This window comes from Achromobacter deleyi, from assembly GCF_013116765.2.
GTDB lineage: Bacteria > Pseudomonadota > Gammaproteobacteria > Burkholderiales > Burkholderiaceae_B > Achromobacter > Achromobacter deleyi_A.
On the sequence record NZ_CP074375.1, the window covers coordinates 1,504,061 to 1,522,130 of the forward strand.

Here is an 18,070-nt window from a genome sequence, read left to right on the forward strand (position 1 = left end):
AGGCAGAATCAGAGTCCGAAGATGCGCACCAACCGCCGCGAGTTCCTGTTGTCTTCCGGGGCGCTTGCCGCCTCGATGGCCTTTCCCACGTCGCTGTTCGCCCAGAGCGCCGCGCCACGTCATGGCGGCGTGCTGAACGTGCACCTGGGCTCGGAGCAGCGCATCCTGAACCCGGCCTTGCGCGCCTCCACCGGCGTGTACATCGTGACCAGCAAGATCATCGAATCGCTGGTCGACCTGGACGCCGCCGGCAAGCCGGTGGCCCAACTGGCCACCTCCTGGACCGCCGATCCGGACGGCAAGACCATCACCTTCAAGCTGCGCGAAGGCGTCACCTGGCATGACGGCAAACCGTTCACCTCGGCCGATGTGCAGTACAACGCGCTGGAACTCTGGAAGAAGCACCTGAACTTCGGCACGGCCCTGCAGCTCTACCTGCAGGCCGTCGACACGCCCGACGCCCACACGGCGGTATTCCGCTACAGCCGCCCGATGCCGCTGGACCTGCTGCTGCGCGCGCTGGCCGACCTGGGCTACGTGGTGCCGCGCCATCTGTACGAAGGCACGGACGTGCTGGAGAACCCGGCCAATACCGCGCCCGTGGGCACCGGCCCGTTCAAGTTCGTGCAATACCAGCGCGGCCAGTTCATCATCGCCGAGCGCAACCCCAACTACTGGCGGCGCGGCGAGCCCTACCTGGACCGCGTGGTCTGGCGCATCATCACCGACAAATCCGCCGCCACCGCCGCGCTGGAAACCGGCCAGCTGCAGCTCAGCGCCTACTCGCAGCTCACGCTGGCGGACCTGGACCGGCTGAAGAAGAACCCGCAGTTCGAAGTGCGCAGCAAGGGGCTGGAAGCCAATGTGTTCAACAACACGCTGGAGTTCAATTTCCGCCGCAAGGAACTGGCCGACGTCCGGGTGCGCCGCGCCATCGTCCACGCCATCGACATCGAGTTCTTCATCGAGAACTTCCTCTACGGCCTGGGCAAGCCCGCGACCGGACCCATTCCCTCGTCGTCCGAGACCTTCTTCCCGGCAGGCAGCAAGCCGCCGTATCCGTTTGACGTCAAGCGCTCCGAAACGCTGCTGGACGAGGCCGGCTACAAGCGCGGCGCGGGCGGCGTGCGCTTCACGCTCAAGCTGGTACCCATCCAGAACGGCGAAGACGTGCCGCTTCTGGCCACATTCATCCAGCAGTCGCTGGAGACCGTGGGCATCAAGGTCGAGATCGTCCAGTACGACATCGCCGGCGCGCTGGCTTCCGTATACAAGGACCACAGTTTCGACATCGCCACCGGCTGGCACCAGTACCGCGGCGACCCGGCGGTGTCCACCACCGTGTGGTACCGCTCGGGCAGCCCGGCCGGCGCGCCCTGGACCAACCAGTACGGCTGGCAGTCGGACAAGGTGGACAAGCTGATCGACGACGCCGCGTCCGAGATCGATCCGGCCCGACGCCGCGCGCTCTACGCGGACTGGGTCCAGGCCGTCAATGAAGATCTGCCCATCTGGATGGCGACCGAAAGGCAGTTCTATTCGGTCGCCAGCAGCAAGTTGCAGAACGGCCACAACAATGCGCGCTGGCCGTCGAGCGACTGGCATGACGCCTGGCTCTCCGCGTAGGCGCACGGCATGCGTTTCCTGAACCTCGCGGTGCGCCGGCTGATGGCCGCGGCGCCCGCGCTGCTGATCATCCTGGCGGGCCTGTTCCTGCTGCTGCAATTGGCGCCGGGCGATACCGTCGACGCGCTGGTGGCGCAGATCGGCGGCGCGGATGCCGGCACGATCGCGGCGCTGCGTTCCCATTACCAGCTGGACGAATCCACCAGTTCGCGCCTGGGCAGCTACCTGTGGCGGCTGGCGCACCTGGACCTGGGCTACTCCGCCATCTACGGCAAGCCGGTGGCGGCGGTGATCGCCGAACGGCTGCCCGCCACCTTGCTGCTGATGGGGTCGGCGCTGTCGTTTGCCTTCGCCGGCGGCATGGCGCTGGGCGTGATTGCGGCGCGGCGCGTCAACGGCTGGGCAGACGGACTGATCTCCACGCTGGGCCTGGTGTTCTGCGCGACGCCGTCGTTCTGGTTCGGCCTGATGGGCATCTTCGTCTTCGCCGTCTGGCTGGACTGGGTGCCCGCGGGCGGCTACGAGACGATCGCCTCGGGCTACACCGGGCTGGCGCGGATCCTGGATATCGCCTGGCACCTGATCTTGCCCACCGCCACACTGGCGCTGATTTTCCTGGCCACCTACCTGCGCATCATGCGCGCCTCGATGCTGGAGGTGTCCTCGCACGACTTCATCCGTACCGCGCGCGCCAAGGGCCTGCGTGAAACAGCGGTGGTCGCGCGCCACATGCTGCGCAATGCGCTGCTGCCCATGGTGACCCTGCTGGGCCTGCAGGCAGGCACCATGCTGGGCGGTTCGGTGGTGGTGGAAAGCGTCTTCGCCTTGCCCGGGCTGGGCCGGCTGGCCTACGAGTCGGTGGTGCAGCGCGACCTGAACACCTTGCTGGGCATTGTGTTCGTGTCCGCGCTGCTGGTCATCGCCATCAATTTCGTGGTCGATCTGCTGTATGCGCGGCTCGACCCCCGCATCGCCCGGAGCTGAACCATGGAGACGATACGCCGCTACTTTCACAGCCCGGTCGCCGTGCTGGGCCTGGTGCTGCTCGTGGCCGTCTGCGCGGCGGCGCTGGGCGCGGGGCTCTGGTTCCCGAAGAATCCGCTCAGCCTGGCCGGCAGGCCGCTGCAATGGCCGGGCGACAACGCGCGCTTCCTGCTGGGCACCGACCAGGTCGGGCGCGACATCGCCGCGCAGATCCTGCATGGCGCCCGCGTCACGCTGGCGATCGGCCTGGCCGCCACGCTGGTGTCCGTGCTGATCGGCGTGACGCTGGGCGCGGTGGCCGGCTACTACGGTGGCCTGGCCGACGACCTGCTGATGCGCGTGACCGAAGCGTTCCAGATCCTGCCCAACTTCCTGCTGCTGCTGGTGCTGGTGGCCGTGTTCGGCTCCGACCTGCGCACGGTGGTGCTGGCGATCGGCCTGGTGTCCTGGCCGCCCGTCGCGCGGCTGACCCGCTCGGAGTTCCTGACGCTCAAGACCCGCGAATTCGTGCAGGCCGGCAGGGCGCTGGGCATGGGCGACCTGCGGCTGATCTTTCGCGAAATCCTGCCCAACGCCTTGCCGCCAGTGATCGTCTACGCCAGCGTCATCATGGCCACGGCCATCCTGCTGGAAAGCGCGCTGGCCTTTCTGAACCTGTCGGACCCCAACGTGCCGTCCTGGGGCAACCTCATCGGCGGCGGCCGCGGGGTGATCCGGGTGCAGTGGTACGTATCCGCCATTCCCGGCATTGCCATCCTGTTGACCGTCCTGGCGATCTCGCTGGTCGGGCAGGGGGTGAACGACGCTCTCAACCCCAGGCTGAAACGCTCATGACCGAATTGCTCCGCATCGAAAACCTTACCGTGGATCTGCCGCCGGGGGCCGACCGGCCGCATGCGCTCAAGGGCCTGTCCCTGGCCGTGAACGCGGGCGAGATCGTCTGCGTGGTCGGCGAAAGCGGCTCGGGCAAATCGCTCACGGCCGGCGCGATCCTGGGCCTGTTGCCGCAGGGCGTGCGCGCCAGCGCCGGGCAAGTGCTATGGGAAGGCCAGGACCTGCTGAAGCTGGCGCCCGAGGCTTTGCGCCGCCTGCGCGGCCAGCGCATCGGCATGATCTTCCAGGAACCGATGACGGCGCTCAATCCCCTGCGCACCATCGGCGACCAGATCGCCGAAGTATTCCGCACGCACACGCGCCTGTCCCGCGCCGAGATCCGGCGGCGCACGCTGGGCCTGCTGGACTCGGTGCGCCTGCCCGATCCCGCCCAGGCATTGGGCGCCTATCCGCACGAGCTGTCGGGCGGCCAGCGCCAGCGCGCCATGATCGCCATGGCGCTGGCGCTGGAACCCGCGCTGCTGATCGCCGACGAACCCACCACCGCGCTGGACGTCACGACCCAGGCGCAGATCCTGCACCTGATCCACGATCTGCAGCGCCGCAAGGGCACGGCCGTGCTGTTCATCACGCACGACTTCGGCGTGGTCGCCGAGATCGCCGACCGGGTTGCCGTCATGCAGCGTGGCGAACTGGTGGAAAGCGGCACGGCGGACCAGGTGCTGGAGCACCCCCGCCATCCCTACACGCGCGCGCTGATCGCCGCGGTGCCGCCGCTGGCGCCTGCCGCGGCGCGGACCACGCTGGATGCCGGCGCGCCGGCCATCCTGACCACGCAGGCCCTGTCCAAGACCTACCGCAAGCGCGGCTGGTTCGGCCGCCCTGGGCGCGTGACCCATGCGGTCGACGGCGTGACCCTGACCCTGCAAGAGGGCGGCACGCTGGGCATCGTGGGTGAAAGCGGATCGGGCAAGTCCACCTTGGCGCGCACCCTGCTGGGCCTGCTGACGCCCGACGGCGGCGCCATCACGCTGGCCGGGGAGCCGCTGGCCTTCAAAGGCGCCAGCGCCCGGCGCGCCCACGCCAGGCGCGTGCAGATGGTGTTCCAGGACCCGTATGGCTCCTTGAATCCTCGCCAGCGCGTGGGAGAGATCGTGGCGCAGGGCCCCATCGTGCATGGCACGCCGCGGCGCGAGGCGCTGGCGCGCGCACAGGAACTGTTTGAACTGGTCGGCCTGTCGCCCGACGCGGTGCGCCGCTATCCCCATGAATTCTCGGGGGGGCAGCGCCAGCGCGTGGGCCTGGCCCGGGCGCTGGCCATGCAGCCGCAAGTGCTGATCGCCGACGAGCCGGTGTCGGCGCTGGACGTGTCCGTGCAGGCGCAGGTGCTGGCGCTGCTGGCGCGGCTGCGCGAGCAGCTGGGCCTGTCCATCGTCTTCATCACGCACGACCTGCGGGTCGCGGCGCAGGTCTGCGACCACATCGCCGTCATGAAGGACGGGCGGGTCGTGGAAGAGGGCGTCTGCGCCGAGGTCTTCGGCAATCCCGTCCATCCCTATACCCAGGCATTGCTGGCCGCCGTGCCGGGCCGGCGCTGGGACCCGGCCGCCGTCGCCACGCGGCTGGCGGCGTGAGCCCTTTGTATATCGTTATACCCAAGGAGTTTGTGTGACCCTACGCATCGACCACGTCGTCATCCAGGCGGGCCAGGAGCTGGACGAGGCCCAGGCGCGCTTTCGCAGGCTGGGATTCCAGCTGACCGACCGCGGCCACCATTCGCTGGGTTCCAGCAATCACCTGGCCATCTTCGGCGATGACTATCTGGAACTGATCGGCGTCGAAGCGTCGAAGGCGGACATTCCCGGCGCGCGCTGGGAGCATCCGCTGGGGCTGGCGGGGCTGGTGTTCAAGACCGGCAATGCCGACGCCACCTGGGCGGACCTGGCCGGACGGCGGGTGCCGCTGGAAGGCGACGGCCCCCGCAGCTTCCACCGGCCAGTCAGCGCCGGCAGCCAGCTGCTGGGCGACGCGCGCTTTCGCACTCTGCGCATCCAGGCCGACAGGGTTCCGAACGGCCGCGTGTTCTTCTGCCAGCACCAGACCCCGGAGCTGGTCTGGCGCCCGGAATGGCAGCAGCATCCCAATGGCGCGCTCGGCATCGCCGAATACACCTACATCACGCCAGACCCGCAAGCTTGCGCCACGCTGCTGGAACAGGCGTTCGGTCCGGGCGCGGCCCATCCGGTGCAGGACGGCGTGGCGATCAGCGCCGGCCGCGCCAGTGTGCTGTACCAGACCGTGGCCGGCATCAGGACGCGCTTCGGCCTGGACGCGTCGGCCCTGCTGGCCAACGGGGAAAGGGCCGCGGCCTTGACGCTGCGCACCGATACGCTTGCCCGCGTTCAGGGCGTGCTGGAAGGCGCGGGCGTCGAGCATCTGGTCCACAAGACGCGCATCGTCGTGCCGCCGACCGAGACCGGCGGCCTGATCCTGGCGTTCGTCAGCCCCTGAACCCTCAGAACCGGTAGTTGGCGCTCAGCTCCACGCGCCGGCCTTCGCCCAGCAGCCATTGCGTCTGGTTGTAGTAGGCGGTCTCCGCGTACTGGCGGTCAAACACGTTGAAGGCGCGCAGGGCCAGGCTCAGGTCGCGACGCGGCTCCCATTGCAAGGCCAGGTTGGTGGTGGTGTAGCCGGCCATCTCGATCCGGTTGGCGGAATCGGCGTAGCGCTTGCCCACGTAGCGCACGCCCGCGCTGGCGGTCCACTGCGGCGCGAATTTCCAGCTCACCCAGGCGTTGGCCACGCGTTCAGGCACATCCGTCGGGACGTTGCCGTTGCGCGACACGCTGACGCCGTTGACCGATTCGCTGAAGTCGTCATAGCGCGCCCGCAGCGCCACCGCGTTCAGGTCCACGCGCCACGCGGGCGTCAGCTCCACCCCCAGGGTGGCCTCCAGGCCGCGCGAGGACTGCTCGCCCACCTGGATGCGCAACGCGGGATCGTTCGGGTCCCGCGTAACCAGATTGTCCTTGCGGATGTGATAGGCCGCGAGCGTCCACTGGCCCTTGTTGTCCCAGAATGTCTGCTTCACGCCCACCTCGATCTGCTTGCCCTTGGACAGGTCGAAGTTCTTGTTGGCCGGAGACAGCAGCAGCAGGCTGCCGATCGGGTCGGCGGCCTCGGCGTACTGGCCATAGGCCGACAGGGTGGGCAGCACGTCGTAGACCGTGCCGACTCGCCAGCCCACGTTGTTGAACGTGGTCCGGTAGGCGGTCTGGTCGGTCACCAGGTCGCGCCGCTTCAGGTCGATATGGTCGTAGCGCAGGCCGCCCAGCAAGGACCACCTGGACGTCAGCATCAGGCGGTCTTCCGCGAACAGCGCATATTGGCTGGCCGTGTTGCGGTAGCGCGGCGTCGTGCCGGCCACGTTGATGAAGCGCCCGTGGTCCGGGTCCCAGGGGTCCACCAGCGAGGTCCCGGAATAGGGCGAGTTGTTGGTGTGCTTGAGCGAGGCCCGGTTCAGTTCAAAGCCCACCGCCACCTTGTTCGCCAGGCCCAGCAGATGGCCGTCGAAGGTGGCGTCGGTGATGACGCCGGTCTGTTCCTGGTCGTGGCGGATGTCGGTGTAGCCGCTGCGTTGGATCATTGCGGCGGAGGTCCAGGCGTAGTTTTCCACGTTGCGGTAGTCGCGGTCGCTGCCGATGTAGTACACGCGGCTCCTGACCTGCGTGGAGGCGTTGGGCGACCATTCCGCCTTCAGTTCGCTGCGGCTGTCGCGGTAGATGATCTTGCTGTCGGCCACGTTGTAGTTCTGGTGGCGCAGGCCGTAGTCCATCGTCCCGTCTCTTAGCGGCGTGCCGAAGTAGCGCGTGGGCTCCTGCCAGGCCAGGGCCTGCGTCAAGGTGAAGTTCAGTTCCGGCGACACATCCAGCCGCAGCGCGGCGGTGATGGCGGCGTCGCGCGAATCGCCCAGGCTGATGCCGGAATCGGTGTGGTTGCCGCTGACATCCAGGCGGTACGACCATTTTTCATCCAGCGCGCCGCCGCTGCCAAAGCCCAGGCGCTGGGTGTCGTGCGTGCCCACCGTGGCCTGGACCTCGTTTTCTATCGGTCCGCGCGTGGGCTTCTTGGGGATCACGTTGACCACGCCGCCAATCGCGCCTTCGCCATACAGCACCGAGGCGGGGCCGCGCAGCACTTCGATGTGGTCCACGGCCCAGGGATCGTAGATGAAAGTCTGGCCCACGCCGCCGTACTGGCGCACGCCGTCGTAGAGCTGCGCGATGGAGTTGGAATCGGTGAATCCGCGCGACGACAGCGACGACCCGCCATTGCCAGGGTGGCGCATGGCGCTGATGCCGGCGGCCTGGGTGATGGCGTCGGTGACGGTCACCGCGCCCCGTGCGCGCAATTGCTCGTTGCTGATGATCTCGATGCTGGCCGGTGTCTCGAAGGGCGTCAGTCCCAGCAAGGTGCCGGTGGCGGCCGTTTCCAGCAGCGTGAGGGGCGGGGTGTCGCCGGATACGGAAATGCTGGGCAGGGTGGCGACGGGCGCCGGTTGCGCATGCAGCGCGGGCGTGAAGGCGAGCGCGGTCCAGATGGCCGCGCGCCGCTTCAGGACGCGATGCGTCCTGGCGGAAATGGAAGGCATGAGTACTCTCGGTAAGCTAAGGATTGCCGCGCGATGGCGGCGCAACGTCTAGCGGGATACCGTGAGAGCGGGCGGAGCGCGGGCGCCTAATGGCGCGCCGGAGAGGGAACCGTCGGCCACGCGGGGCGGCGCCCGGGCGGCCAGGGGATGGGCCATGACGGAGGCAGCCGCGGCCAGCAGGACCGGCGAAGGCGGCAGCGATACCGCGGCAAGCGCCGCGCCCATCGGGCAGCTTGCGGCTTGCGCCGCGTGCCGCTCGTCGGGGGCCTCGTCGTGCTTGGCGGGGCCCGCCACCCAGATGGGGCCGGCCGCCGAGCACAGCTGGATCAAGGTGCCGCTTTGCTGGGTCGCGGGCATGAAGCCCTGCGGCACGATCGCCTTCAGCACGAACAAGGCCAGCACCAGCCAGAGGCTCGCGGCGTTGCGGGGCATGAAGGAAGGGCTGCGCATGATCGGCGCCCATTCTAAAGCGTTTCCGTGCGCGCGTCCCCGCTTGCGGCGCGCACGCTACACCGTGCGCGCGGCCCAGAACGCGGTGCGCACGGCGGGCGACGCGGCGATGCTCGCCGTCACACGGTCCAGGTCCAGCTCGTCCACCGACGCCTCGCTCAGCGCCGCCTCGATCTCCACCTCGTTTTCGCCGAACTGGTCGATCTTCAGCTCCGACAGGGGCAGCTGTTCGGCTTCCAGCACGTCTTCCAGCACGGTCATGGCCGCCTGGCGCTGCTCTACATTCGCGATGACGTGTATTACCGTCGTGACCTCCGTGGTCTGGGCGTCCACGGGCTGACGGTTGACGTAGCTGACCACCGGGCGCAGCAATGTGTTGGCCGCCAGTACGAACGCGGTGGCGGCGACGGCCTCCAGCATCAGCGACGCACCCGCGCAGGCGCCGATGGCCGCCGAACCCCACAGCGTGGCCGCGGTGTTCAGGCCGCGGATGCTGCCGCCTTCGCGCATGATGGCGCCGGCGCCCAGGAAGCCCACGCCGGACACCACATAGGAAATGACGCGGGCGCCGCCGTCCGCGCCGCCCACGCGAAACGCCATGTCCACGAAAATGGCCGCGCCCACCGCCACCAGCACATTGGTTCGCAACCCGGCCGTGCGCTGGCGGAACTGCCGTTCGAAGCCCACGATGGCGCCCAGCACAAAGGCGGTGAGCAAGCTGACCAGCGTATTGGCCAGGGCAAGGAATTGGATGTTCTCGAAGTTCTTCATGGGCTGCTCATTCTTTAATGCATGGCGGGCAGCACGGCCAGCGCCGCGCCAGTGTCGTGTTCCCAATACACCCGCCGCACGTCCGGGCTTTGGCCCAGCCGCAGGGCGACGGCGCCGAGCAGCTTGCGCAGCTCGGGCGGGCAATGCAGCGTGACCACCGTGGACGCCAGCTGGCTGGATTCCGCGCGCGAGATCCGCACGGCCTCGACGCGCAGGCCCAGGTCCTGCAGCTCGTAATAGAGCTGTTTGCGCATGGCGTTCAAGGTGGCGCTGGCGCTGACGATCGTGAATTGGTAGAGGGGCGCGGCCGGCTTGGCCGGCATGAATTGCTTGATATGCATGGTCGTCTCCAGGGGGAGTACGGTGGAAGGTCCACATGCATGCGCCGCCAGACCGCCGGGACAGGGGCGCAACAAAGCCCGCGTATCGCGTCGGTAAGCAGTTGGGGAGGGCTGGCCGCCCGGGTCCTGGCTTGGCGTCAGGATGGGTGGCCGGATAGCCCGGTCCTGGCTTCAGGCAGGGCCGGCGCGGGAAACTACCGCGGATCCTGCGTCAAGCGGCGCTTGCAGTCGTGTTGCGACTACATCCGTCGTTGTCCACATTGATCTCTTGAATGTTGAAAGTGCGCCGAGTATACCGGTCGTATCAGGGTAAACACCAGGAAAAAATCTCGCGTGCCCGGCCTCACCAGGCCAGGGCGGTCAGCCGCCTTGCTTCACTTGGGCGTGGGCGGCGGGCCGGCGTAATACTGCGCCAGGGCCGCGATCTCGCTGTCGGTGAGGCGTTGCGAGAAGGCGCGCATCACGCCGACGTCATCGTTCTGGCGCGAGCCATTTCGAAACGCCGTCATCTGGTCGGTGAAGTACTCCCTGGACTGGCCGGCCAGCCGGGGCAGCAGCGGGCCTTCGCCCATGCCGCGCAGCCCGTGGCAGTTGGCGCACGCCGGCAGCGCGCGCCCGCCATCGCCCTGCAGGTCCAGCTTGCGCGCCGCCTCGCCGCCGAATTCGCCCACGTGCAGCGGCGGCCCGGCCAGCGTGCCGTAGTAGGCCGCCACCTGCCCGATCTCCTGTTCGCTCAGCGCCCGCGCCACGGTGTTCATCAGCGGCTGTATCCGCGTGCCGGCGCGGAAGTCGGCCAACTGCTTGGCCAGGTACTCGCTGCTCAAGCCCGCCAGGTTGGGAAACATCCCTCCCGTGGGCGTGATGCCCGCGGGGCCATGACAGGCGACGCAGGCCTGCACGCCCGCGCCGGGCTTGCCATTGGCGGCCAGCAGCCTGCCGGCTTCGGGATCGGCGCCGCGCAGAAAGCCTTCCCAGTCGGGACGCGAGGCGCTGAAATCCATGGCGCTGCGGCCGGGAACAGGTTGCAAGGCCGCCGGCGCCGGCGGGCTTGGGGCTGGCGGCGTGGCCGCGGGGGAAGGGGCCGGCGCGGCCGGCGCTGGCGGGGCGGCAGGCGGGGCGGCCTGTCGGGGCGCTTCGCTCACTGCCGATGCCCGTATCGGGCCGTCGCCGCCTGTGCCTATCATCTGGTAGACCGTGGCGATCAGGGTGATGGCCGGCACCGCGATCATCAGCGCGAGGGTAAAGAGGATGCCTTTGCGATGTTCGATCATGATCACACCAGCGGGCCCGGCGAACGCAAATAATCCGCCTTGATTTTCTCTACGATCCAATAGGCGGTGGCGCCCACGGTGCCGGTCGGGTTGTAGCCTGAGTTCTGCGGGAACAGCGCCGCCCCTGTGACGAACACATTGGGCACGTCCCATGCCTGGCCGTAGCGGTTGACGACGCTGGTGGCGGGGTCGTCGCCCATGGCCGCGCCGCCCGTGAGGTGCGTGGACTGATAGGCGGTCGCGGAAAACGGGCGCTTGCGCGGCCCGGGCTCGGTGCGCGATATGCCCTTCATCGCCCGCCCGATCTCGTCGCCCCTGGCCGTCAGGAAGGCCGACATGCGGATGTCGTTGTCGGGAAAGTCGTAGGTCACGCGCAAGAGCGGCAGGCCCCAGGCGTCCTTGTAGGTCGGGTCCAGGCTCAGGTAGCCGCCACGCCAGGGCTGGGCCGAGCCCGTGATGGTGATGGACGCGGAATGGTTGTAGTAGCGCTTGACCGCTTTCTTCCACTCAGCGCCCCAGGAGGGCGTGCCCTTGGGCGTGGGGTGGTAGCCGATGGGCGCGCCGCTCACCACCTGGATCTGCAGATAGCCTCCGCCGACAAAGCCCAGCGGCCCGTGGTCGAAGTTGTCGGCGCTGAAATCGTCCATGGTGACCGCCACCGCGCCGGCGCCCATGAACGGGTTGATGTTGACCGACTCGTCGAAGAACAGGTTCACGCCCGAGGTGGTCTGGTGGGTGTAGTTGCGGCCCACGACGCCGGTGTCCGTCAAGGGGTCGTAAGGCTTGCCGATGCCGGACAGCAGCAGCAGGCGCACATTGTTGATGCCAAACGCGCACAGCACCACGATTTCGGCGGGCTGGAACACTTCCTCGCCCGCCGCGTCCACGTAGGTCACGCCTCGGGCGCGCTTCTTGTCGGGCGTGAGCTCCACGCGCAGCACATGAGCGCCGGTGCGGATTTCGAAATTCTCCATCTTCATCGCCACGGGCAGGATGCAGACCTGCGGCGAAGCCTTGGCGAAATGCTCGCAGCCGAAGTTGGAACAGAACCCGCAATACACGCAGGCGCTCATGTGCAGCCCTTCGGTGTTCACGTAGGGCCGGGTACAGAGCGCCGACGGCTGCACATAGGGGTGGTAGCCCAGCTTGCGCGCGGCCTCGCCGAACAGCGCGGGCGCGTAGGGCACCTTCATGGGCGGGTTGGGGTAGGGGCGCGAGCGCCAGGGCTCGAACGGATTGCCGCCTTCCTGCTTCTGCCCCTTGATGTTGCCGGCCTGTCCGGACGCGCCGATCAGATAGTCGTAGCGGTCGAAGTAGGGCTCCAGCTCGTCATAGCTCAGCGGCCAGTCCTGACAGGTCAGCTCCTTGTCGAAGATGGCCGCGCCATAGCGCTCGGTGTAGTGGCTGCGGATGCGGAAGTCCGTGGGGTCGAAGCGGTAGTAGGCGCCCGACCAGTGGTTGCCGGCGCCGCCCAGGTGAGTGCCCGGATAGGCGAACTGCCAGCGGCGCATGGGCAGGGCTTTCTGGTCGGTGTTGTTGCGGAACGTGTAGGTCTCTTTCGCGGCGTCCTGATGCAGTTCGTGGCGACGCGTGTATTTCAGTTCGTCGTGGACGTTGGGCCCCTGGAAGTCGGGCGAAGGCCAGCGCGCCTCGCCGCGCTCCAGTACCACCACCCGCTGCCTGGCGGCCGCAAGCTCCTTGCCGATGATGGAGCCGGTCCAGCCGCCGCCGATGATGGCCACATCCACCGCGGGTAGCGTCTTAGCCATGACCGTCTCCCGGCGTCATCTTGTGGCTGGCGGCGTTGGCGATGGACACCGGCCTGCCCGCCCAGATCACGCCGTGGCGTTCGATGTCGTTGGAGAACGAGGCGAACGCGCCCGGGAAGCCGACGAGCTTCCATCCCACCATGTCGGCGTTGCCGCCGTAAAGCGGATCCGAGAAGAATCCTTCGATGGTGGCCTCCAGCAGCGCCTGGAAGAACACGTCGGACGGCAGCGGCGAGAAGTCGGGCTTGCCGGCCTGTAAATCGCGAAGCCAGGCGTCCTGCCTGGCTTCGTCCAATTCCGCGTAGGTCTTGCCGTCCTGCTTGCGAGTCGCGGCATCCAGCGCGGCCAGCCCGCGCCGGATCATCTCGGCCGGCGTGAACGACAGCTGGTAGCCCTGTTCTGGCGTGCCTTTCTCGAACGGGCCTTGCCGGTACAGCTGGCTGCCCGCGCCCCATGCGCCGGCCAGTTGCCCGTCCAGGAAGTGGGTCACGCCGGCTTCCTTGGCACCCGGGCCCAGTTCATCGGCGGGAATCAGGCGCGCGGCGATCGCGTCCATCATCAGGGCTTCCTGGGCGTTGAAGAACTTCAGTGTTCGATTGCCCGGGGCGGCGGACGCCGCTGCGGGAGGAGGGGGGGCATCGGCGGGCGCGCCGAGCGCGCGGGGCGCCCAGGCAGCGCCGGGGACTCCCACGGCCAGGGCCTTGAGCAGCCCCCGGCGGCCGGAAACAGGTTGATCGCTCATGCATCACTCCATTGCTGGGGCAGGCACGCGACTTGCCCCTGGGTGAAAAGAGATCCCACGTCAGCTTGTTGGCACTGGGGCTCAGTGTGTCACCGTTGTGATTCAGGGAGCAACCATGAAAATGCCCATTCTGTATCTATGCGCAACTGCGCTGGCCGGGCTGTTTGCCGCCGGCGCGGCGGCGCAGACCGTAGGCAAAACGCTGGTGGCGCAGGCCTCCGTGCCTGCCCCCCAGCCCGGCGCCAGCACGACTCGCGAGACCAGGCCGGACCGCCAGCCCGATGCAACAAAATCACCCCAGCCTGAAAAAAAGGGCGCCCAGCGCACGCCCGAAGCGCCTCGCTCGGGATCCAGCCCGCGCCAGGACGATGCCGGCGCCGACACGCGTGGAGCCAAGGGCACGCCCGGCAGCAATACCGGGTCGACGGGCCATGGCGGCATGCCGGGTTCCGGCGCATCCTCGGGCTCGGGCGGAACCGCCGATCCGCGCTAGCAGGCCTGCCACGGGTTCGCCCCAATCGCGCCCGTTGCGGTTTCAGGTATTATTCAGTTTCCTGTAAGAAAGAGAGCGCGGCGGATATTCCGACCCAAAGCTGCCCCGGCAGCCGGAGCCATCCGCCAACTATGACCGAAGACCCTCCTCCTAGCAGGGCGCCGCAAACCCGCCGGCGCCCGATGCCCCCTCCCGGTATTGCCGCGGCAAAGGCTGTCCGCCTGCACGCCGCTACCCTCAGCGCCATCGCGGCCACGCCGCGCCTGGGCTGCCGCGCTCCGCCGCCGGCCGTCCGGCTGGCCCGCGCGCGCCCGCAGCGCTTTGCGCCTGCTCACGACGCATTCATTTCCTGCCTACGCGGTGCGCCTGCGCGCCCGTTCACGTTTTCCGTGGAAACCTGATGATTTTCGATTGGATGTCCGACCCCACCGCCTGGCTAGGCCTGGCGACCCTGGTCGTGCTTGAGATTGTGCTGGGTATCGACAACCTGGTGTTCATCGCCATCCTGGCGGACAAATTGCCGCCCGACCAGCGCAACCGCGCGCGCCTCATCGGCCTGACGCTGGCGCTGGTGATGCGCCTGGGCCTGCTGGCCAGCATTGCCTGGGTGGTGACGCTGACCGCGCCCCTGTTCACCGTGCTGGGCGCCGAGATTTCCGGCCGCGACCTGATCCTGATCCTGGGCGGCATGTTCCTGCTCTTCAAGGGCACGATGGAACTGCATGAACGCGTCGAAGGCAGTTCCAGCCACGACACTGGCCAGAAACCGCAGCATGCGGTGTTCTGGCAGGTCATCCTGCAGATCGTGGTGCTGGACGCGGTGTTCTCGCTGGACTCCGTCATCACCGCCGTGGGCATGGTGCAGGACCTGAGCATCATGATGATCGCCGTGGTGCTGGCGATGGCCGTCATGATGCTGGCCAGCCGTCCGCTGATGGCTTTCGTGGGCCGCCACCCCACGGTGGTGATCCTGTGCCTGGGCCTGTTGCTGATGATCGGCTTCAGCCTGGTGGCCGAAGGCCTGGGCTTCCATGTGCCCAAGGGCTATCTGTACGCCGCCATCGGCTTCTCTATCCTGATCGAGCTTTGCAACCAGCTCGCCCGCCGCAACCGTGCGCGCGGCACCCATGCCCTGGGACGCCGCCAGCGCACGGCGCAAGCGGTGCTGCGCCTGTTGCGCGGCGGCCGCGCCGGCCAGCCGGGGCAGCAGGTGGACGATGTGGTGGCGCTGGTCGACGGCGCGGGCGACGAACCCGCCTTCGCGCCCGAGGAAAGCTCGATGATCGAGCGTGTACTGTCCGTCGGCGGTCGCGACGTGCGTTCCATCATGGTGCCGCGAGGCGACATGACGTGGCTGGACGTGGCCGACACGCCGGACATCATCGTTCGCAAGTTCGCCACCGGCCATTCGCGCCTGCCGCTGTGCGCGGGGGATCCCGGCAATGTGCTGGGCGTGCTGCACTTCAAGGATCTGCTGCCGCTGCTGCAAAGCCCGGGCGCCATCGACCTGGTGGAACTGGCGCGCGAGCCGCGCTACGTCATGGAGACCACACCGGTGCTGAAGGTGCTGGACGAACTGCGGGCCTCGCGCGACCACATGCTGATCGTCGTGGACGAGCATGGCGTCTGCGAGGGGCTGGTCACGCCCCTGGACGTGCTGACGGCGGTGGCCGGCGATCTGCCCGAACACAGCGAAGACCAGCCCGAGGCTTTGCGGCTGTCGGACGGCTCGTGGCTGCTGGAGGGGCGCTTGTCCGTGGACGAGGCGGCGCGCCTGCTGGAGGCGCCGGCGCTGGCCGACGACTACCCCGACGCCACGCTGGCGGGTTGCCTGCTGCGCGCCGGCGGCCGGATTCCGGAAGCGGGAGACACCGTGCTGCTGCGCGACTGGGGCTTTGAAGTGACCCGGCGCGACGGGCTGCGCATCGATCAGGTGCATGCGCGCCCGATCCGGCAGGAGGTCGTCCAGTCCGATTAATCGGGGATAAGCACAAAATTCACAGCGGGAATACCCAACCGGTATTTCCGCTGTTTTTTTGCAACGCGAAAACGGGAAAATCGGGACCGCAGCATAGGCAATTTAGCGGGAATATCCGTCTTGACCCAGCACTTTGGCAAAGCAACACTGTGTGCGATGATTGCGGCAGGTATTCAATTTCCTTATCGCATTAATAATCTCGAATAAAAATCTCGGCGCGACGGCAAGTCTTTGCATTTTGTTTTTCCTTGTAGGAGAGCAGCGCATGGGCGGTATGAAGTCTGCGGTAAAGAGAATCGGTAAGAAAGGGATCGCGGCGTGGCTGGCAGTTGGGGCGCCGCTATGTTTTTCCGTGGGCGTTCAAGCGCAATCGGCGGACGACGCGAACAAAAGCAATAACCCGCTGAATCTGGCGGCCTCCTTGAATTTCCAGAATTACTACACGCCGACGCTTTTCGGCAGCAACGCGCACACCAATGATTTTCTGCTGCGGCCGACCGTCCCGATCGCGCCGGGCGATATCGTGGGCGTGCCCCAGATTCTTCGCTTCACCGCGCCCGTCAGCACCCGGCCGCAAGCCGACGGCGGCTACAAGACCGGCCTGGGCGACATCAATGTGTTCGACATCTTCCTGTTGAGCCAGGGCACGGTGGACGTGGGCGTGGGGCCCATGCTGACCATGCCGACCGCCACCAGCAGCGAACTGGGCGCCGGAAAGTGGTCCGCGGGCCTGGCCGGCGTCGCGATGCACACCAGCAAGGAAGGCATTTCCGGCGCGCTGGTGGAGTGGCAACACTCCTTTGCCGGTCAGAGCCAGCGCGATACCGTGCACACCGCCACGCTGCAGCCGTTCCTGATCCGCAACCTGCCGCAGGGCTGGTATCTGCGCTCGACGGGCATCTGGACCTTCGATCTGCAGAGAAGCAACTACTACATTCCCGTGGGCCTGGGCGCGGGCAAGGCCTGGCGCGTCGGCAAGAACATATTCAACGCATTCGTCGAGCCGCAATGGACGGTCGCGCACAAGGGCGAAGGCCTGCCGCAATTCACGCTGTTCGCCGGATTGAACATTACGTTCGGCCATTGATCGCACTGGCGCTTTTGGGCTTGAGAGATTCAGGGTTGAGAGAAGCAATGATGTCGAAACACGCGCTCCGTAATTTCAGGCTCGACCAACTGGCCCCATGGCTGGCCGCGGCGCTGCTGGCCACCCCTTGCGCGGCCTGGGCCACCGAAGGCGCGCTGGGCCGCCAGATCACGGGCACGAACGTGCAGCCCAATGCGGGCATTGTTTCCCCGGAACCCATCTGGGCCGTCAACTTCGCGCAGATCTACATGGACGGCAACATCGGCGGCAGCCGCGAGGTCCCCTTGGGCAGCCGGACTTCGCTGGGACTGGAGGGGAAGGTCGCGTTCACGCTGGCCACGGTGCTCAAGACCTGGGACACCGGGACGGGCAGCTGGAATTTCGCGTCCAGCTTCACCTTGCCTTACGTGTGGACCAAGGTGGATTCCAGGCTGACCGGGCCGGGCGGCCGGACCGTGGACGATAGCGACACCGCGTCCAACCTGTTCGACCTCTATTTCTCGCCCATCATCGCCGGCTACCATTTTTCCGAGACCTCGCACATGGCGCTCAGCCTGAACATCTGGGCGCCCACCGGCAAGTACAACGCGAACGACATGGCCAACCCCAGCCTGAACACCTGGACTTTCATTCCGCAGGTGGCCTACACCAAGATCTTTCCGGATTCCGGCATGCAGCTCGACACCGTGGCGGGTGTGCAGTTCTACACGCGCAACAACGCCACCGACTACCGCAACGCACCCATCTTCAGCATGGACGTGATGGGGCGCAAGACGTTTGACAACGGCGTCGCCGCAGGCCTGATCCTCGGCACCATCCAGCAACTGGGCGACGACAAGGGGCCCACGGCCGATCGGCTCAATGGCTTCAAGGGGCGGGACTGGGCGCTGGGCCCGATCGTGACCTACGACAGGAAACTGGCGGACAAGCGCTCGCTTTCGCTGAGCCTGCGCTGGGTGCCCACGATCAGCAGCACCAACCGCCTGGATAGCAACAGTACGTTCATGGGCACCGCCACGCTGGTGTTCTGAGTTGGAATGCCCCTGGGGCTGTCCGCGCGGGCAACGCCGGGC

At 67.4% G+C, this 18,070-nt stretch carries 16 protein-coding genes; 9 read left to right on the top strand and 7 right to left on the bottom strand.

Annotated features, from left to right (window positions below; all coding sequences use genetic code 11):
* Window positions 1-21: 21 nt before the first annotated feature.
* Genes HLG70_RS06840 through HLG70_RS06860 form a run of 5 tightly spaced genes read left to right on the top strand, consistent with a single transcriptional unit; the run spans window position 22 to window position 5,955 of the window.
* Complete coding sequence (locus HLG70_RS06840; RefSeq protein WP_171662484.1) at window positions 22-1,626, top strand: ABC transporter substrate-binding protein; 1,605 nt, start codon at window positions 22-24, stop codon at window positions 1,624-1,626.
* Window positions 1,627-1,635: 9 nt separating this feature from the next.
* The gene (locus HLG70_RS06845; RefSeq protein ID WP_171662483.1) at window positions 1,636-2,610 is read left to right on the top strand and encodes an ABC transporter permease; all 975 of its coding nucleotides are present in this window, start codon (window positions 1,636-1,638) and stop codon (window positions 2,608-2,610) included.
* A gap of 3 nt (window positions 2,611-2,613) precedes the next feature.
* Window positions 2,614-3,444 carry an ABC transporter permease gene (locus HLG70_RS06850; protein WP_171662482.1) on the top strand — a complete coding sequence of 277 codons (831 nt, stop codon included), beginning with the start codon at window positions 2,614-2,616 and terminating at the stop codon, window positions 3,442-3,444.
* Complete coding sequence (locus HLG70_RS06855) at window positions 3,441-5,078, top strand: ABC transporter ATP-binding protein (protein ID WP_171662480.1); 1,638 nt, start codon at window positions 3,441-3,443, stop codon at window positions 5,076-5,078. The genes HLG70_RS06850 and HLG70_RS06855 overlap by 4 nt, the downstream gene beginning before the upstream one ends.
* A gap of 34 nt (window positions 5,079-5,112) precedes the next feature.
* The gene (locus HLG70_RS06860) at window positions 5,113-5,955 is read left to right on the top strand and encodes a VOC family protein (RefSeq protein ID WP_171662479.1); all 843 of its coding nucleotides are present in this window, start codon (window positions 5,113-5,115) and stop codon (window positions 5,953-5,955) included.
* Between the two features lie 4 nt (window positions 5,956-5,959).
* On the opposite strand, the gene HLG70_RS06865 is transcribed toward HLG70_RS06860, so the two are convergent.
* The 7 genes from HLG70_RS06865 to HLG70_RS06895 form a co-directional block, all read right to left on the bottom strand.
* Window positions 5,960-8,095 (bottom strand): TonB-dependent receptor, encoded by a 2,136-nt coding sequence (locus HLG70_RS06865; protein WP_171662478.1) that lies wholly within the window; start codon window positions 8,093-8,095, stop codon window positions 5,960-5,962.
* 48 nt (window positions 8,096-8,143) lie between these two features.
* Complete coding sequence (locus HLG70_RS06870; protein ID WP_171662477.1) at window positions 8,144-8,545, bottom strand: DUF2946 family protein; 402 nt, start codon at window positions 8,543-8,545, stop codon at window positions 8,144-8,146.
* Between the two features lie 57 nt (window positions 8,546-8,602).
* Window positions 8,603-9,316: an MgtC/SapB family protein gene (locus tag HLG70_RS06875; protein ID WP_171662476.1), complete on the bottom strand. Its 714-nt coding sequence runs from the start codon at window positions 9,314-9,316 to the stop codon at window positions 8,603-8,605.
* Window positions 9,317-9,330: 14 nt separating this feature from the next.
* Window positions 9,331-9,657 (bottom strand): hypothetical protein, encoded by a 327-nt coding sequence (locus tag HLG70_RS06880; RefSeq protein WP_234102963.1) that lies wholly within the window; start codon window positions 9,655-9,657, stop codon window positions 9,331-9,333.
* Between the two features lie 374 nt (window positions 9,658-10,031).
* On the bottom strand, window positions 10,032-10,928 hold the full coding sequence (locus tag HLG70_RS06885; RefSeq protein ID WP_171662475.1) for a c-type cytochrome: 897 nt from the start codon (window positions 10,926-10,928) through the stop codon (window positions 10,032-10,034).
* A 2-nt stretch (window positions 10,929-10,930) separates the two neighbouring features.
* Complete coding sequence (locus HLG70_RS06890; protein ID WP_171662474.1) at window positions 10,931-12,697, bottom strand: GMC family oxidoreductase; 1,767 nt, start codon at window positions 12,695-12,697, stop codon at window positions 10,931-10,933.
* Complete coding sequence (locus HLG70_RS06895) at window positions 12,690-13,439, bottom strand: gluconate 2-dehydrogenase subunit 3 family protein (RefSeq protein WP_171662473.1); 750 nt, start codon at window positions 13,437-13,439, stop codon at window positions 12,690-12,692. Before HLG70_RS06895 ends, HLG70_RS06890 begins: the two co-directional genes overlap by 8 nt.
* Window positions 13,440-13,554: 115 nt before the next feature.
* On the opposite strand from HLG70_RS06895, the gene HLG70_RS06900 reads away from it, so the two are divergent.
* The 4 genes from HLG70_RS06900 (at window position 13,555) to HLG70_RS06915 (ending at window position 18,028) form a co-directional block, all read left to right on the top strand.
* Complete coding sequence (locus tag HLG70_RS06900; protein WP_171662472.1) at window positions 13,555-13,932, top strand: hypothetical protein; 378 nt, start codon at window positions 13,555-13,557, stop codon at window positions 13,930-13,932.
* Window positions 13,933-14,332: 400 nt separating this feature from the next.
* Window positions 14,333-15,910, top strand: coding sequence for a TerC family protein (locus HLG70_RS06905; RefSeq protein WP_171662471.1), 1,578 nt, complete (start codon window positions 14,333-14,335; stop codon window positions 15,908-15,910).
* 421 nt (window positions 15,911-16,331) lie between these two features.
* Window positions 16,332-16,997, top strand: coding sequence for a hypothetical protein (locus HLG70_RS06910; RefSeq protein WP_234102964.1), 666 nt, complete (start codon window positions 16,332-16,334; stop codon window positions 16,995-16,997).
* Window positions 16,998-17,047: 50 nt separating this feature from the next.
* Window positions 17,048-18,028, top strand: a complete 981-nt coding sequence (locus HLG70_RS06915) for a SphA family protein (RefSeq protein ID WP_171662656.1) — start codon at window positions 17,048-17,050, stop codon at window positions 18,026-18,028.
* Window positions 18,029-18,070: the final 42 nt, after the last annotated feature.

Coding starts and splice junctions, on each gene's coding strand:
- HLG70_RS06900 (WP_171662472.1), top strand. CDS start 13,555: ATGAAAATGCCCATTCTGTATCTATGCGCAACTGCGCTGGCCGGGCTG.
- HLG70_RS06850 (WP_171662482.1), top strand. CDS start 2,614: ATGGAGACGATACGCCGCTACTTTCACAGCCCGGTCGCCGTGCTGGGC.
- HLG70_RS06855 (WP_171662480.1), top strand. CDS start 3,441: ATGACCGAATTGCTCCGCATCGAAAACCTTACCGTGGATCTGCCGCCG.
- HLG70_RS06895 (WP_171662473.1), bottom strand. CDS start 13,439: ATGAGCGATCAACCTGTTTCCGGCCGCCGGGGGCTGCTCAAGGCCCTG.
- HLG70_RS06880 (WP_234102963.1), bottom strand. CDS start 9,657: ATGCATATCAAGCAATTCATGCCGGCCAAGCCGGCCGCGCCCCTCTAC.
- HLG70_RS06870 (WP_171662477.1), bottom strand. CDS start 8,545: ATGCGCAGCCCTTCCTTCATGCCCCGCAACGCCGCGAGCCTCTGGCTG.
- HLG70_RS06890 (WP_171662474.1), bottom strand. CDS start 12,697: ATGGCTAAGACGCTACCCGCGGTGGATGTGGCCATCATCGGCGGCGGC.
- HLG70_RS06865 (WP_171662478.1), bottom strand. CDS start 8,095: ATGCCTTCCATTTCCGCCAGGACGCATCGCGTCCTGAAGCGGCGCGCG.
- HLG70_RS06885 (WP_171662475.1), bottom strand. CDS start 10,928: ATGATCGAACATCGCAAAGGCATCCTCTTTACCCTCGCGCTGATGATC.
- HLG70_RS06875 (WP_171662476.1), bottom strand. CDS start 9,316: ATGAAGAACTTCGAGAACATCCAATTCCTTGCCCTGGCCAATACGCTG.
- HLG70_RS06845 (WP_171662483.1), top strand. CDS start 1,636: ATGCGTTTCCTGAACCTCGCGGTGCGCCGGCTGATGGCCGCGGCGCCC.
- HLG70_RS06905 (WP_171662471.1), top strand. CDS start 14,333: ATGATTTTCGATTGGATGTCCGACCCCACCGCCTGGCTAGGCCTGGCG.
- HLG70_RS06840 (WP_171662484.1), top strand. CDS start 22: ATGCGCACCAACCGCCGCGAGTTCCTGTTGTCTTCCGGGGCGCTTGCC.
- HLG70_RS06915 (WP_171662656.1), top strand. CDS start 17,048: ATGTCGAAACACGCGCTCCGTAATTTCAGGCTCGACCAACTGGCCCCA.